This window comes from Streptomyces sp. NBC_00377 (assembly GCF_036075115.1).
GTDB lineage: Bacteria > Actinomycetota > Actinomycetes > Streptomycetales > Streptomycetaceae > Streptomyces.
Genome location: NZ_CP107958.1, coordinates 5,769,890 through 5,784,914, shown reverse-complemented (window position 1 = coordinate 5,784,914; position 15,025 = coordinate 5,769,890). Strand labels below are relative to the sequence as shown.

12 protein-coding genes are annotated in these 15,025 nt (G+C 71.2%); 11 read left to right on the top strand and 1 reads right to left on the bottom strand.

Annotated features, from left to right (window positions below; genetic code table 11):
• Positions 1-144: 144 nt before the first annotated feature.
• Entirely contained in the window at positions 145-741 is a 597-nt protein-coding gene (locus OHS71_RS25855; protein WP_328481713.1) for an SACE_7040 family transcriptional regulator, read from the bottom strand.
• A gap of 96 nt (positions 742-837) precedes the next feature.
• Here OHS71_RS25855 and OHS71_RS25850 point away from each other — a divergent pair, with 96 nt between their 5' ends.
• The 11 genes from OHS71_RS25850 to OHS71_RS25800 all read left to right on the top strand — a co-directional run bounded on the left by OHS71_RS25850 (position 838) and on the right by OHS71_RS25800 (position 14,947).
• The gene (locus OHS71_RS25850) at positions 838-2,454 is read left to right on the top strand and encodes a carboxyl transferase domain-containing protein (RefSeq protein ID WP_328481712.1); all 1,617 of its coding nucleotides are present in this window, start codon (positions 838-840) and stop codon (positions 2,452-2,454) included.
• Positions 2,455-2,468: 14 nt separating this feature from the next.
• The gene (locus OHS71_RS25845) at positions 2,469-4,469 is read left to right on the top strand and encodes an acetyl/propionyl/methylcrotonyl-CoA carboxylase subunit alpha (RefSeq protein WP_328481711.1); all 2,001 of its coding nucleotides are present in this window, start codon (positions 2,469-2,471) and stop codon (positions 4,467-4,469) included.
• Between the two features lie 8 nt (positions 4,470-4,477).
• Positions 4,478-5,413: a hydroxymethylglutaryl-CoA lyase gene (locus OHS71_RS25840; RefSeq protein WP_328484649.1), complete on the top strand. Its 936-nt coding sequence runs from the start codon at positions 4,478-4,480 to the stop codon at positions 5,411-5,413.
• Positions 5,414-5,419: 6 nt separating this feature from the next.
• A complete protein-coding gene (locus OHS71_RS25835) occupies positions 5,420-6,580 on the top strand; it encodes an acyl-CoA dehydrogenase family protein (RefSeq protein WP_328481710.1) in 1,161 nt (386 codons plus the stop codon).
• Positions 6,581-6,757: 177 nt separating this feature from the next.
• Complete coding sequence (locus OHS71_RS25830; protein ID WP_328481709.1) at positions 6,758-7,807, top strand: ABC transporter substrate-binding protein; 1,050 nt, start codon at positions 6,758-6,760, stop codon at positions 7,805-7,807.
• 44 nt (positions 7,808-7,851) lie between these two features.
• Entirely contained in the window at positions 7,852-8,697 is an 846-nt protein-coding gene (locus OHS71_RS25825; RefSeq protein ID WP_328481708.1) for a siderophore-interacting protein, read from the top strand.
• A 241-nt stretch (positions 8,698-8,938) separates the two neighbouring features.
• Positions 8,939-10,405, top strand: coding sequence for a lysine decarboxylase DesA (gene desA / locus OHS71_RS25820; protein WP_328481707.1), 1,467 nt, complete (start codon positions 8,939-8,941; stop codon positions 10,403-10,405).
• Entirely contained in the window at positions 10,389-11,663 is a 1,275-nt protein-coding gene (locus OHS71_RS25815) for a lysine N(6)-hydroxylase/L-ornithine N(5)-oxygenase family protein (RefSeq protein WP_328481706.1), read from the top strand. The genes desA and OHS71_RS25815 overlap by 17 nt, the downstream gene beginning before the upstream one ends.
• Positions 11,660-12,214, top strand: coding sequence for a GNAT family N-acetyltransferase (locus tag OHS71_RS25810; RefSeq protein WP_328481705.1), 555 nt, complete (start codon positions 11,660-11,662; stop codon positions 12,212-12,214). Before OHS71_RS25815 ends, OHS71_RS25810 begins: the two co-directional genes overlap by 4 nt.
• Complete coding sequence (locus tag OHS71_RS25805; RefSeq protein ID WP_328481704.1) at positions 12,211-13,980, top strand: IucA/IucC family protein; 1,770 nt, start codon at positions 12,211-12,213, stop codon at positions 13,978-13,980. The genes OHS71_RS25810 and OHS71_RS25805 overlap by 4 nt, the downstream gene beginning before the upstream one ends.
• Before the next feature lie 70 nt (positions 13,981-14,050).
• Positions 14,051-14,947 carry a DUF4429 domain-containing protein gene (locus tag OHS71_RS25800; RefSeq protein ID WP_328481703.1) on the top strand — a complete coding sequence of 299 codons (897 nt, stop codon included), beginning with the start codon at positions 14,051-14,053 and terminating at the stop codon, positions 14,945-14,947.
• Positions 14,948-15,025: the final 78 nt, after the last annotated feature.

The window sequence follows — 15,025 nt, the reverse complement described above, 5'->3', positions numbered from 1 at the left end:
CCGGCGCCGCTCTCGCGGATGTGGTTGCTCGCCGTGGGGGTTCCTCAAGCGATGGTTGCGGTCCCGGTGGCTAAGCGCTCGCTCAGACACAACCGTACCGGCGGGTAGGGAGAGGCGTCCAGAGGGGGTCGCCCGTAACGCTCGTCACTCCGCCCCGGCCGCCGCGAACGCGCCCCGGGCCATCCGGTGCAGCAGGGCCGCCGTGGCCGCGCGGCCGGGCAGGGAACCCGGTCGGCCGAGGTGGGGGGTGGAGTTCAGCAGACCGAAGACGGAGTGCACCGCCGAGCGGGCGGCAGGCTCGGCGAGGCCCGGGTACACCGCGCACAGGACCTCCACCCACAACTCGACGTACTGCCGCTGGAGCTGGCGGACCAGTTTGCGGTCGCTGTCGCGCAGGCGGTCCAGCTCGCGGTCGTGCAGGGTGATCAGGGGACGGTCGTCGAGGGCGAAGTCGATGTGGCCCTCGACGAGCGAGTCGAGGACCGCCGCGGACGGCACCCCGTCGGCCTCCGCCAGGCGCCGCTTCGCACCGGTCAGCAGCCGGCCGCTGATGCCCACCAGTAGTTCGGCGAGCATCGCGTCCTTGCCGGGGAAGTGCCGGTACAGCCCCGGGCCGCTGATGCCGACCGCGGCGCCTATCTCGTCCACCCCGACGCCGTGGAACCCGCGCTCGGCGAACAGCCGCGCGGCCTCCCTGAGGATCTGCTCGCGACGGGTGGGGGCGTCGGTTCTCGTGGCCATGAGGACGATTCTAGACAGGGAGGTTAGCGGTCGTTAACCTGAAGGAAATGGTTAACGCTCATTAACAGTCGATCACTGGGTGAGGGGACCGCAAGGATGGAGCAGGCACCGGAGCTGACGAGCGCGGCAGACCCCGCGTCGGAGGCCTGGCGGGCCAACGAGGCGGCGCACCGCGCACTCGTCGACGAGCTGCGCGGCAAACTGGCCGCTGCCCGGCTGGGCGGCGGGGAGAAGGCGCGGGCCCGTCACACCGCGCGCGGGAAGCTGCTGCCCCGGGACCGGGTGGACGCCCTGCTGGACCCGGGGTCGCCCTTCCTGGAGCTGGCCCCGCTCGCCGCCGACGGCCTCTACGAAGGGCAGGCCCCGGCGGCCGGGGTCATCGCGGGGATCGGGCGGGTCAGCGGGCGCGCGTGCGTCGTCGTCGCCAATGACGCCACCGTCAAGGGCGGTACGTACTACCCGATGACGGTGAAGAAGCATCTGCGGGCCCAGGAGGTCGCCCTCGAGAACCGGCTGCCCTGTCTGTACCTCGTGGACTCGGGCGGGGCCTTCCTGCCCATGCAGGACGAGGTGTTCCCGGACCGCGAGCACTTCGGGCGGATCTTCTACAACCAGGCCCGGATGTCGGGGGCCGGGATTCCGCAGATCGCGGCCGTGCTGGGCTCGTGCACGGCGGGCGGCGCCTACGTCCCGGCCATGAGCGACGAGGCCGTCATCGTCCGCAACCAGGGCACGATCTTCCTGGGCGGGCCCCCGCTGGTGAAGGCCGCCACCGGCGAGGTCGTCACCGCGGAGGAGCTCGGCGGCGGCGAGGTGCACGCACGCGTGTCGGGCGTGACCGACCACCTGGCGGAGGACGACGCGCACGCGCTGCGGATCGTCCGGAACATCGTCGCCACGCTCCCCGCGCGCGGGCCCCTCCCCTGGGAGGTGCGGGCGCCCGTCGAGCCCAAGGTCGACCCCTACGGGCTGTACGGCGCCGTGCCCGTCGACTCCCGCACCCCCTACGACGTCCGCGAGGTCATCGCGCGCGTGGTCGACGGCTCCCGCTTCCAGGAGTTCAAGGCCGAGTTCGGGCAGACCCTGGTCACCGGTTTCGCCCGGATCCACGGCCACCCGGTCGGCATCGTCGCCAACAACGGCATCCTGTTCTCGGAGTCCGCCCAGAAGGGCGCCCACTTCATCGAACTGTGCGACCAGCGCGGGATCCCCCTGGTGTTCCTCCAGAACATCTCCGGGTTCATGGTCGGCCGGGACTACGAGGCCGGCGGCATCGCCAAGCACGGCGCCAAGATGGTGACGGCCGTGGCGTGCACACGCGTGCCGAAGCTGACGGTCGTCGTCGGCGGGTCGTACGGCGCCGGGAACTACTCCATGTGCGGCCGGGCCTACTCGCCGCGCTTCCTGTGGATGTGGCCGGGCGCCAAGATCTCCGTCATGGGCGGCGAGCAGGCCGCCTCCGTCCTCGCGACCGTCAAGCGGGACCAGCTCCAGGCGCAGGGCCAGGAGTGGTCCGCGGACGCGGAGGACGCCTTCAAGGCGCCGGTCCGGCAGCAGTACGAACGCCAGGGCAACGCCTACTACGCCACCGCCCGGCTCTGGGACGACGGCGTCATCGATCCGCTGGAGACCCGCCAGGTGCTGGGTCTCGCACTGACCGCATGTGCCCATGCGCCGCTGGGTGACCCCCAGTTCGGCGTCTTCCGGATGTGAGGAGGGGAGCCTTGATGTTCGACACCGTGCTTGTGGCCAACCGGGGCGAGATCGCCGTCCGCGTCATCCGCACCCTGCGCGCGCTGGGGGTGCGCTCGGTGGCCGTCTTCTCCGATGCCGACGCGGACGCCCGGCACGTCCGGGAGGCGGACACGGCCGTACGCATCGGCCCGCCGCCGGCGGCCGAGAGCTATCTGTCGGTCGAGCGGCTGCTGGAGGCGGCCGCGAGGACCGGCGCCCAGGCGGTCCATCCCGGATACGGCTTCCTCGCCGAGAACGCCGCCTTCGCGCGCGCCTGCGCCGACGCCGGGCTGGTCTTCATCGGGCCGCCCGCGGACGCCATCTCCCTGATGGGCGACAAGATCCGGGCCAAGGAGACCGTGCAGGCGGCCGGGGTGCCGGTCGTCCCCGGCGGGCGGGACCCCGACCTGGCCGAGGCCGCCCACGAACTGGGCGCGCCCGTCCTGCTCAAGCCGTCGGCCGGCGGCGGCGGCAAGGGCATGCGCCTGGTACGGGACCTGGCCGTGCTGGACGAGGAGATCGCCGCCGCCCGCCGCGAGGCCCGCGCCTCCTTCGGTGACGACACGCTCCTCGTCGAGCGGTGGGTGGACCGGCCCCGGCACATCGAGATCCAGGTGCTGGCCGACGGCCACGGGAACGTGGTGCACCTGGGCGAGCGCGAGTGCTCCCTCCAGCGCCGGCACCAGAAGATCGTCGAGGAGGCGCCCTCGGTCCTGCTGGACGAGAGGACGCGTGCGGCCATGGGCGAGGCCGCGGTCCAGGCGGCACGCTCGTGCGGGTACCGGGGCGCGGGCACGGTGGAGTTCATCGTGCCGGGCACCGACCCGTCCGCGTACTACTTCATGGAGATGAACACCCGTCTCCAGGTGGAGCACCCGGTCACCGAACTGGTCACCGGCCTGGACCTGGTGGAGTGGCAGCTGCGGGTGGCCGCCGGTGAGCCGCTGTCCTTCGGCCAGGAGGACGTCCGGCTGACCGGGCACGCGGTCGAGGCGCGGATCTGCGCCGAGGACCCCGCGCGCGGCTTCCTGCCCTCCGGCGGGACGGTGCTCCTGCTGCGCGAGCCCGAGGGCGACGGCGTGCGCACCGACTCCGGGCTGAGCGAGGGCACCGAGGTCGGCAGTCTGTACGACCCGATGCTGTCCAAGGTGATCGCCTACGGTCCGGACCGGGAGACCGCGCTGCGCCGGCTCCGGGCGGCCCTCGCGGAGACGGTCACACTGGGCGTGCAGACCAACGCCGGGTTCCTGCGGCGGCTGCTGGCCCATCCGGCGGTGGTGGCCGGCGAACTGGACACCGGACTGGTGGAGCGGGAGGCCGGCACGCTCGTCGCGGCCGAGGTGCCGGAGGACGTGTACGCGGCGGCGGCGCTGCTGCGCCAGGCCGCGCTGACCCCCGCGCCCGCCGCGGGCTGGGTCGACCCCTTCTCCGTCGCGGACGGCTGGCGCCTGGGCGGCGAGCCCGCCTGGACGGCACACCATCTCCAGGTGCCGGGACACGACCCGGTGACCGTCCGCGTGCGCGGCACGGCGGACGGCGGGGCCGAGGTGCTGCTCGACGGGTCCGAGACCCCGCGGCAGGGCGCCGGGGGGCCACCCCCGCGCCCGGGAACCGATCCGCGGTTCGACTGCCGGCTCGACGGCGTCACACGGACCTTCGCCGCGCTGCCGGACGGCACCTGGCTGGGCCGTGACGGCGACGCCTGGCAGCTGCGCGACCACGACCCGGTCGCCGACTCCCTCACCCGGGGTGCCCACGCGGGCGCCGACTCGCTCACCGCGCCCATGCCGGGCACGGTGACCGTGGTCAAGGTCGCCGTCGGCGACGAGGTGGTCGCGGGCCAGAGCCTGCTGGTCGTCGAGGCGATGAAGATGGAGCACGTCATCTCCGCCCCGCACGCCGGCACGGTCGCCGAACTGGACGTGACGCCGGGCACCACGGTGGCCATGGACCAGGTCCTGGCCGTCATCACCCCGGCGGAGGAGGAGCAGTGACCCTTCCCATGGCCGTGCCGGCCGCGGGCCTGCCCGCGCGGGTGCGCATCCACGAGGTCGGCCCGCGCGACGGCCTACAGAACGAGAAGTCGGCCGTGCCGACGGCCGTCAAGGCGGAGTTCGTCCACCGCCTCGCCGAGGCGGGGCTGACCACCATCGAGGCCACCAGCTTCGTCCATCCGAAGTGGGTGCCCCAACTCGCCGACGCGGAGCAGCTGTTCCCGCTGGTGAGCGATCTGGACGTGGCGCTTCCGGTCCTCGTGCCGAACGAACGCGGGCTGGACCGCGCCCTCGCCCTGGGCGCCCGCCGGGTCGCCGTGTTCGCCAGCGCCACCGAGTCCTTCGCGAAGGCCAACCTCAACCGCACGGTGGACGAGGTGCTGGCCATGTTCGAGCCGGTGGTGGCCCGGGCCAGGGCGCAGGACGTGCAGGTGCGCGGCTACCTCTCGATGTGCTTCGGCGACCCGTGGGAGGGCGCGGTCCCGGTCGACCAGGTCGTCCGGGTCTGCCGGGCTCTGCTCGACCTGGGCTGCGACGAACTGAGCCTGGGCGACACGATCGGCGTGGCCACCCCGGGTCACGTCCGGGCCCTGCTGACCGCGCTGAACGAACAGGGCGTCGCCACGGACGCGTTGGGGGTGCACTTCCACGACACCTACGGTCAGGCGCTCGCCAACACCCTCGCCGCGCTCCAGCACGGCGTCGCCACCGTCGACTCCTCGGCGGGCGGTCTCGGCGGCTGCCCGTACGCCAAGTCCGCCACCGGCAACCTCGCCACCGAGGACCTCGTGTGGATGCTGCGGGGCCTCGGCATCGACACCGGCATCGACCTCGGCCGTCTCGTCGCCACAAGCGAGTGGATGGCCGGCCACCTGGGCCGACCCAGCCCGTCCCGCACCGTCCGAGCACTCGGCAACACGACACAGCCCCACAAGGAGCAGTGACCCGACATGGACCACCGTCTCTCTCCCGAACTGGAAGAACTCCGCCGCACGGTCGAGGAGTTCGCGCACGACGTGGTCGCGCCCAAGATCGGCGACTTCTACGAGCGGCACGAGTTCCCGTACGAGATCGTCCGCGAGATGGGCCGCATGGGCCTGTTCGGGCTGCCGTTCCCGGAGGAGCACGGAGGCATGGGCGGCGACTACCTCGCCCTCGGCATCGTGCTGGAGGAACTCGCGCGCGTCGACTCGTCCGTGGCGATCACCCTGGAGGCGGGCGTCTCACTGGGCGCCATGCCGATCCACCTGTTCGGGACGCCGGAGCAGAAGCGCGAGTGGCTGCCGCGCCTGTGCACCGGCGAGATCCTGGGCGCCTTCGGGCTGACCGAGCCGGACGGCGGCTCGGACGCGGGCGCGACGCGTACGACGGCCCGGCTCGACCCGGAGACGGACGAGTGGGTGATCAACGGCACCAAGTGCTTCATCACCAACTCGGGCACGGACATCACGGGGTTGGTCACGGTCACGGCGGTGACGGGTCGTAAGCCCGACGGCAGGCCGCTGATCTCGGCGATCATCGTTCCGTCCGGCACGCCGGGCTTCACCGTCGCGAGCCCCTACTCGAAGGTCGGCTGGAACGCCTCGGACACCCGTGAGCTGTCGTTCTCCGACGTGCGCGTCCCGGCGGCGAACCTGCTCGGCGAACAGGGCCGCGGATACGCGCAGTTCCTGCGGATCCTGGACGAGGGGCGCGTCGCCATCGCGGCGCTGGCGACCGGGCTCGCCCAGGGCTGTGTGGACGAGTCGGTGAAGTACGCGAAGGAACGGCACGCGTTCGGCCGTCCGATCGGCGCCAACCAGGCCATCCAGTTCAAGATCGCCGACATGGAGATGAAGGCCCACACGGCCCGCCTCGCCTGGCGGGACGCGGCCTCGCGGCTGGTGGCCGGCGATCCCTTCAAGAAGGAGGCGGCCCTGGCGAAGCTCTACTCGTCGACGGTGGCCGTCGACAACGCCCGCGACGCCACCCAGGTGCACGGCGGCTACGGCTTCATGAACGAGTACCCGGTGGCCCGGATGTGGCGCGACTCCAAGATCCTGGAGATCGGGGAGGGCACGAGCGAGGTGCAACGGATGCTGATCGCACGCGAGTTGGGGCTCACCGGCTGACCGGAGGGCCGGACCCGGGGCGCGCGGTGGCGCGTTCGGACGACGGACGGAAGCCGACCCGGATCGAGGGTCCGGCGGCCCAAGGGCACGCCGGGCCTCCCGATTCAAGGTGAGGTTAGGCTAACCTACATTCGATCCGTCCCCGGGTGATCCGCCCCGTCGAAAGTAGCCAGAGACATGCCCAACGCCAGAGCCGCCCGTCCCACCCGCCGTGGCATCCTCGCCGCCGGTGGCGCCCTCGGTCTCGGTGCCGTGCTCGCCGCCTGCGGCGACGACGACGCGAGCAGTGGCAGCTCCGGGTCGTCGGCGAGCACCTCGGCCAAGTCCGGTCCCTGGACCTTCAAGGACGACCGCGGCACCACGGTGAAGCTCGACAGGATCCCCACCGCCATCGTCGCCTTCACCGGCGTCGGCGCGGCCCTCTACGACTACGGCGTCCAGGTCAAGGGCGTCTTCGGCCCGACGAAGACCGCCGCGGGCAAGGCCGACGTCCAGGCGGGGGACATGGACGTCACCAAGGTGACGGTCCTCGGCAACGTCTGGGACGAGTTCAACGTCGAGAAGTACGCGGCCCTCGCGCCCGACGTCCTGATCTCCACCATGTTCGACAACGCCGGCACCCTCTGGTACGTCCCCGAGGCGTCCAAGGACAAGATCGCGGGGCTCGCCCCGAGCGTCGGCATCTCCGTCTACGACCGCCAGTTGACCGCTCCGCTCCAGCGCATGTGGGAACTGGCCGAGTCGCTCGGCGCCGACATGAAGGCCGCCGCGGTCACCGACGCCAAGAAGAAGTTCGAGGAGGCCGCCGCCCGGCTGCGCGCCGCCGCCAAGGCCAAGCCCGGCATCAAGGTGCTGGCCGGGTCCGCGAGCGCCGAGCTGTTCTACGTCTCCGGCACCAACCTCTCCATCGACCTCGAGTACTTCAAGGCCCTCGGCGTGAACTTCGTCGAGCCGCCGGAGAGCGCGAAGGCGCAGGGCGGCGGCTGGTACGAGTCGCTCAGCTGGGAGAACGTCGACAAGTACGCGGCCGACATCATCATGATGGACGACCGGTCCTCGACCATCCAGCCCGCCGACATCACCGAGGCGACCTGGAAGAAGCTGCCCGCGGTGAAGGCCGGTCAGGTCATCGCACGGTCGCCGGAGCCGATCCTGTCCTACGCGAAGTGCGTGCCGCTGCTCGAGAACCTCGCCGAGGCGCTCGAGAAGGCGAAGAAGGTCAGCTGACACGCAGGTGAGCCACCCCTCCGCCACCCAGAGGAGCACCCTCCGTGACCACCGCCGTTGCCGCGCCCTTCCGGTTCTTCTCTCTCCAGGTCGTGCGGACCCTGCGGATCGGGCCTTCGCTCGTCCGGGTCACCTTCGCCGGGCAGGACCTGCGGTACTTCTTCTCCGACGGACATGACCAGTCGCTGTCCCTCTTCCTGCCGCATCCGGGGCAGGACGCGCCCGCCGTGCCCTTCGAGCTCGGATGGGGGTCCCCCCGCTCGAGCGAAGCCGAGAGCGGGGGAAGCTGGTGGCAGGGATGGCGTGAACTGCCGGACGGGGTGCGGGCGGTGATGCGGTCGTACACGCTGCGCACCCTGCGCCGCGATCCCGACGAGATCGACATCGACTTCGTGCTGCACACCCCCGCCGGTCCCGCCTCCGCGTGGGCGGCGGGCGCCGCCGCCGGGGACCGGGTGGTGCTGCTCGGGCCTGCCGTGGCCGACAACCGGGCGATCCGGTTCCGGCCCCCGGCCGGCACCGATCTGGTCGTGCTGTGGGGCGACGAGAGCGCCCTTCCGGCCATCGCGTCGATCCTGGAGTCCCTGCCGGCCGGACAGCGCGTCCGGGTCTGGCTGGAGACCCATGAGGTCGGCACCGTGAGGGAGTTGGTGACCGCGGCGGACGCCGAGGTCACCTGGGTGGTCGGGGAGAGCTCGGTGGACGTGCTCCGAGAGGCCCGGCTCCCGGCCGCCGAGCACCCGTACGTCTGGATCGCGGGCGAGTCGGGGTGCGTGAAGGCGCTGCGCCGGCACTTCGTCGGGGAACGCGGGATCGACCGGCGCCGGATCACCTTCGTGGGGTATTGGCGCCGGGGCATGAGCGAGGAGCAGCTCCGCGAGGCGGAGTAGCGAACTGGCGGAGTAGCGAACTGGCGGAGTAGCGAAGTGCCGGAGTAGCGAAGTGCTGGAGCAGCGGAGCATCGACCAGGTGTCCCTGCGGGCAGCCGGTGGGGACCCGACGTGATCGCGGTCACGGCGACCCCACGACTTCCCACGCCAACTCAGGTTAGGCTAACCTAAGTTGAACCCGAGGCGCCGCCCCGAGTCCGTCCCCCCGCGGACCCCGTCCCCACCCCGGAGGACCCCCACCATGCGCTCGCACCTGCTCAATGACACGACCGCGGAGCAGTACCGCCGCTCCGTGACCGAAGGAGTAGAGCGGGTGGCCGCAAAAATCGCCGCCACCGACCGTCCGTTCACCGGCGTCACGGTCGACGCCCTCGCTCCCCTCATCGACGGGATCGACCTGGACAGGCCGCTGCACGACACCGCGGCCGTCCTGGACGAGCTGGAGGAGGTCTACCTCCGCGACGCGATCTACTTCCATCACCCCCGCTACCTCGCCCACCTCAACTGCCCGGTCGTCATCCCCGCCGTGCTGGGCGAGGCGGTCCTGTCCGCCGTCAACTCCTCCCTGGACACCTGGGACCAGTCGGCCGGCGGCACCCTCATCGAGCGCAAACTGATCGACTGGACAACGGCCCGCATCGGCCTCGGCCCGGCCGCCGACGGGGTGTTCACCTCCGGCGGCACGCAGTCCAACCTCCAGGCGCTGCTGCTCGCCCGGGAGGAGGCCAAGCCGGGACGGGACGGGCGGGAAGGACCGGCCTCCCTCGCACGACTGCGCATCTTCGCCTCCGAGGCCAGCCACTTCAGCGTGAAGAAGTCCGCGAAACTGCTGGGCCTCGGCGAGGACGCGGTGGTGTCCGTTCCCGTCGACGCCGACAAGCGCATGCAGACCCTCGCGCTCGCCCGCGAGCTGGAGCGCTGCGAACAGGCCGGCCTGGTCCCCATGGCCGTCGTCGCCACCGCCGGGACCACCGACTTCGGCTCCATCGACCCGCTGCCCGAGATCGCCGGACTGTGCGACCGCTACGGCGCCTGGATGCACGTCGACGCGGCCTACGGCTGCGGACTGCTCGCCTCCGTGAAGTACCGGGACCGGATCGACGGCATCGAGCGCGCCGACTCCGTCACCGTCGACTACCACAAGTCCTTCTTCCAGCCGGTGAGTTCGTCGGCCGTACTGGTCCGTGACGCGGCCACCCTGCGCCACGCCACCTACCACGCCGAGTACCTCAACCCGCGGCGCACGGTGCAGGAGCGCATCCCCAACCAGGTGGACAAGTCCCTCCAGACCACCCGCCGCTTCGACGCGCTGAAACTGTGGATGACCCTGCGGACCATGGGCGCCGACGGTATCGGGCAGCTTTTCGACGAGGTCTGCGACCTGACCGCCGAGGGCTGGCGCCTGCTGGCCGCCGACCCGCGCTTCGACGTGGTCGTCCAGCCGTCGCTCTCCACCCTCGTCTTCCGCTACATCCCCGCCGCGGTCACCGACCCGGCCGAGATCGACCGCGCCAACCTCCACGCCCGCAAGGCCCTGTTCGCCTCCGGTGACGCGGTGGTCGCGGGCACCAAGGTCGGCGCCCGCCATTACCTGAAGTTCACCCTGCTCAACCCCGAGACGACGACCGACGACATCGCCGCCGTCCTCGACCTGATCGCCGGCCACGCCGAGCAGTACCTGGGAGAGTCCCTTGACCGCGCTTGCTGAAGCCAGCCGCACCTACGACTTCGTGGGGATCGGGCTCGGCCCCTTCAACCTCGGCCTCGCCTGCCTCACCGAGCCGATCGACACACTCGACGGCGTCTTCCTCGAGTCCAAGCCGGACTTCGAGTGGCACTCCGGCATGTTCCTCGACGGCGCCCACCTCCAGACGCCGTTCATGTCGGACCTGGTCACCCTGGCCGACCCGACCTCGCCGTACTCCTTCCTCAACTACCTGAAGGAGAAGGGCCGGCTGTACTCCTTCTACATCCGCGAGAACTTCTACCCGCTGCGGGTCGAGTACGACGACTACTGCCGCTGGGCCGCGAACAGACTGAGCAGTGTGCGCTTCTCCACGACGGTCACGGAGGTGACGTACGAGGACGACGTGTACGTCGTCCGGACGGCCGCCGGCGAGCGGTTCCGCGCCCGTCACCTGGTCCTCGGCACCGGCACGCCCCCGTACGTCCCGCAGGCCTGCGCCGGCCTGGGCGGCGACTTCCTGCACAACTCCGGTTACCTGCGGCACAAGGCGGAGCTCCAGAAGAAGGAGTCGATCACGCTGGTGGGCTCCGGGCAGTCGGCCGCCGAGATCTACCACGACCTGCTCGGCGAGATCGACGTGCACGGCTACCGGCTGAACTGGGTCACCCGCTCCCCGCGCTTCTTCCCGCTCGAGTACACGAAGCTCACGCTGGAGATGACGTCCCCGGAGTACATCGACTACTTCCGCGAGCTCCCCGAGCCCACCCGCTACCGCCTCACGGCCGAGCAGAAGAACCTCTTCAAGGGCATCGACGGCGATCTCATCAACGAGATCTTCGACCTGCTCTACCAGAAAAGCCTCGGCGGCCCCGTGCCCACCCGGCTCCTGACCAACTCCGCGTTGCGCGAGGCCTCTTACGCCGACGGCACCTACACCCTCTCCTTCCGCCAGGAGGAGCAGGAGAAGGACTTCGAGCTGAGCTCCGACGGCCTGGTCCTGGCGACCGGCTACAAGTACGTCGAGCCTGAGTTCCTCGCGCCCGTCCGGGACAGACTGCGCTACGACTCCCACGGCAACTTCGACGTCGCCCGCAACTACTCCATCGACACCACGGGCCGGGGAGTGTTCCTCCAGAACGCCGGCGCGCACACCCACAGCATCACGTCCCCCGACCTCGGCATGGGCGCCTACCGCAACAGCTCCATCATCCGTGAGCTGCTCGGCAGCGAGTACTACCCGGTCGAGAAGACCATCGCGTTCCAGGAGTTCGCCGTATGAGCACGACCACGGCCACCGTCGGCCGTCTCACCCTGCGGCCCCTCGACCCCGTCGAGGACGCCGAGCTGCTGCACGGCTGGGTCACGCATCCCAAGGCCGCGTTCTGGATGATGCAGCACGCGAAACTCGTCGACGTCGAGCGCGCCTACATGGACATCGCGGCCGACGAACACAGCCATGCCCTCCTCGGCCTGCACGACGGCGAGCCCGCCTTCCTGATGGAGTACTACGACCCGGCCCACCGCGAGCTGGTCGGCCTGTACGAGCCGCGGCCCGGCGACGTCGGCATGCACTTCCTCGTCGCCCCCACCGACCGGCCCGTGCACGGGTTCACGCGGGCCGTCATCACGGCGGTGATGGCGCGCCTCTTCGAGGACCCGCAGGTGCGGCGCGTCGTCGTCGAGCCGGACGTCTCCAACAAGGCGGTCCACGCCCTCAACGAGGCCGTCGGGTTCGTTCCGGAGCGGGAGATCGAGAAGCCGGAGAAGCGGGCGCTGCTGAGCTTCTGCACACGCGAGCAGTTCGTCACGGCGACGGGGGTGCCGGCATGAGCCTCGCCGACGCCGTCTCCCATCTCTCCCCCGAGCGCTGGGAGCAGGCCAACCGCCTGCTCGTGCGCAAGGCCCTCGCGGAGTTCGCGCACGAGCGCCTGATCACCCCCGAGGAGCAGGACGGCCACTACGTCGTCCGCAGTGACGACGGGCTCACCGCCTACCGCTTCACCGCCGTCCGCCACGCCCTGGACCACTGGCAGGTGGACGCCGGCTCGATCACCCGCATCCGCGACGGCGCCGGACTGCCGCTCGCCGCGCTGGATTTCTTCGTCGAACTGAGGAAGACGCTGGGTCTGAGCGACGAGATCCTGCCGGTCTACCTGGAGGAGATCTCCTCCACCCTCTCCGGCACCTGCTACAAGCTGACCAAACCGCGGATCACGTCGGCGGAGCTGGCCGGCAGCGGGTTCCAGGCCATCGAGACCGGGATGACCGAGGGCCACCCCTGCTTCGTCGCCAACAACGGGCGGCTCGGCTTCGGCATCGACGATTACCTGTCGTACGCGCCGGAGACGGCGAGCCCCGTCCGGCTGGTGTGGCTGGCCGCCCACCGCTCGCGGGCCGCGTTCACGGCGGGCGTCGGCATCGACTACGCGTCCTTCGTGCGGGACGAGCTGGGCGAGAAGACCGTCGAGCGCTTCGACGGCATCCTGCGCGAGCGGGGCCACGACCCGCAGGAGTACCTCCTCATCCCCGTCCACCCCTGGCAGTGGTGGAACAAGCTCACCGTCACCTTCGCCGCCGAGATCGCCCGCGGGAACCTGGTCTGCCTGGGCGAGGGCGACGACGAGTACCTGGCGCAGCAATCCATCCGGACGTTCTTCAACTCCTCGCACCCGGAGAAGCACTACGTGAAGACGGCCCTGTCCGTCCTCAACATGGGCTTCATGCGCGGACTCTCGGCCGCCTACATGGAGGCGACCCCGGCCATCAACGACTGGCTGGCCCAGCTCATCGACAACGACCCGGTACTGAGGGCCACGGGCCTGTCGATCATCCGGGAGCGGGCGGCCGTCGGCTACCGGCACCTGGAGTACGAGGCGGCCACGGACCGCTACTCGCCGTACCGCAAGATGCTGGCCGCGCTGTGGCGGGAGAGCCCCCTGCCGACGCTCGGGGACGGCGAGACGCTCGCCACGATGGCCTCGCTGGTCCATGTGGACCACGAGGGCAGGTCGGTGGCCGGGGCGCTGATCGAGCGGTCGGGCCTGACGCCTGTCCAGTGGCTGCGCGGCTACCTCCAGGCGTACTACACCCCGCTCCTGCACAGCTTCTACGCGTACGACCTGGTGTTCATGCCGCACGGCGAGAACACCATTCTGGTCCTGAAGGACGGGGCGGTGCAGCGGGCGGTCTACAAGGACATCGCCGAGGAGATCGCGGTCATGGACCCGGACGCGGTGCTGCCGCCCGAGGTCCGGCGCATCCGCGTCGAGGTGCCCGAGGACACGAAGCTGCTGTCCATCTTCACGGACGTCTTCGACTGCTTCTTCCGCTTCCTCGCGGCCGGCCTCGCCACCGAGGGGATCCTCGAGGAGGACGACTTCTGGCGCACGGTCGCCGAGGTCACCCGCGCCTACCAGGAGGCGAACCCCGAACTCGCCGACAGGTTCCGCCAGTACGACCTGTTCGCCCCCGAGTTCGCCCTGTCCTGCCTCAACCGCCTCCAACTGCGTGACAACCGGCAGATGGTGGACCTGGCGGACCCGTCGGGCGCCCTCCAGCTGATCGGAACCCTGAAGAATCCCGTCGCGGGGTTCTGATCGAGGCGGCGGGCGCCCCCCGGGTACGGTCCCCGGGGGCGCCCGCCGCCGTCTTTGGAAGAATCCCCCCATGGCGGAAATCATCCAGCGCGACGGCACCTGGGTCTTCGACGGCGAGGCCCTGCGGCTGACCCCGGGCCGGGACAGGAACGTCGGGCTGCTGCGCAGGGAACTGGGTGAACTGGTCGTCCCGCTGAGCGCGTTGGCGGGAGTCTCCTTCGAGCAGGGCAAGAAGGGCGGACGGCTGCGACTGCGGCTGCGGGACGGCGCCGACCCGCTGCTCCAGGCGACCGGCGGACGGCTGACCGAGCCGCACGATCCCTACCAGCTGCTGGTCGAATCCGACCGGTACGGGGTCGCGGAGTACCTCGTGGAGGAGGTGCGCCGCGCGCTGCTGCTCGACAGGATCGCGGCCGACCCGGTGGACGCCTATCTGCTGCCCGGCCCGGCCGTGCCCCTGACCGCCTCCGCCGGGGACGGCACCGCGAGCTTCGACGGGGAGCGGGTGCGTCTGGAGTGGAACTGGAAGACGGAGGAGTCCAAGGCCTCGGCGGGCGCCCGCACCCTGGGCGTCGCGGAGATCGAGGGCGTGGAGTGGCAGCCCGCGGTCGGCCTCGAGAACGGCTGTCTGCGCTTCCGGCTGCGGCACGCGCCCACGAAGGCGCCGGCCAAGTACGACCCCAACGCGGTGGAGCTGTGGGGATTCAAGAGGGACCCGCTGATGGCGCTCGTCGCGGCGGCCGTGCAGGCCCGGCTGCCCCATCCGTCCGCCGCCCCCGGGGACGCGGCGGCGCCGATCGCGTCCGGGGCCGCCCTGCCGCCCGGGGCGGTCCCCGCGCCCGCGTCCGGCCCCGACCACGACGCGCTGCTGCGCCGCCTGCGCGAGCTCGGTGAGCTGCGCCGCGACGGCGTCCTGACGGAGGACGAGTTCACGATGGCCAAACAGGCGGTCCTCAAGCGCCTGTAGCGCGGACGAGGACCGCCTGCGGGCCCGGGTCGCATACCTGGGCGGGCGTGCGGGGGCCGGTGCGCGGGGCGGGCGTGC

Coding starts and splice junctions, on each gene's coding strand:
- OHS71_RS25810 (WP_328481705.1), top strand. CDS start 11,660: ATGAGCACGACCACGGCCACCGTCGGCCGTCTCACCCTGCGGCCCCTC.
- OHS71_RS25805 (WP_328481704.1), top strand. CDS start 12,211: ATGAGCCTCGCCGACGCCGTCTCCCATCTCTCCCCCGAGCGCTGGGAG.
- OHS71_RS25800 (WP_328481703.1), top strand. CDS start 14,051: ATGGCGGAAATCATCCAGCGCGACGGCACCTGGGTCTTCGACGGCGAG.
- OHS71_RS25845 (WP_328481711.1), top strand. CDS start 2,469: ATGTTCGACACCGTGCTTGTGGCCAACCGGGGCGAGATCGCCGTCCGC.
- OHS71_RS25835 (WP_328481710.1), top strand. CDS start 5,420: ATGGACCACCGTCTCTCTCCCGAACTGGAAGAACTCCGCCGCACGGTC.
- desA (WP_328481707.1), top strand. CDS start 8,939: ATGCGCTCGCACCTGCTCAATGACACGACCGCGGAGCAGTACCGCCGC.
- OHS71_RS25830 (WP_328481709.1), top strand. CDS start 6,758: ATGCCCAACGCCAGAGCCGCCCGTCCCACCCGCCGTGGCATCCTCGCC.
- OHS71_RS25855 (WP_328481713.1), bottom strand. CDS start 741: ATGGCCACGAGAACCGACGCCCCCACCCGTCGCGAGCAGATCCTCAGG.
- OHS71_RS25840 (WP_328484649.1), top strand. CDS start 4,478: ATGGCCGTGCCGGCCGCGGGCCTGCCCGCGCGGGTGCGCATCCACGAG.
- OHS71_RS25850 (WP_328481712.1), top strand. CDS start 838: ATGGAGCAGGCACCGGAGCTGACGAGCGCGGCAGACCCCGCGTCGGAG.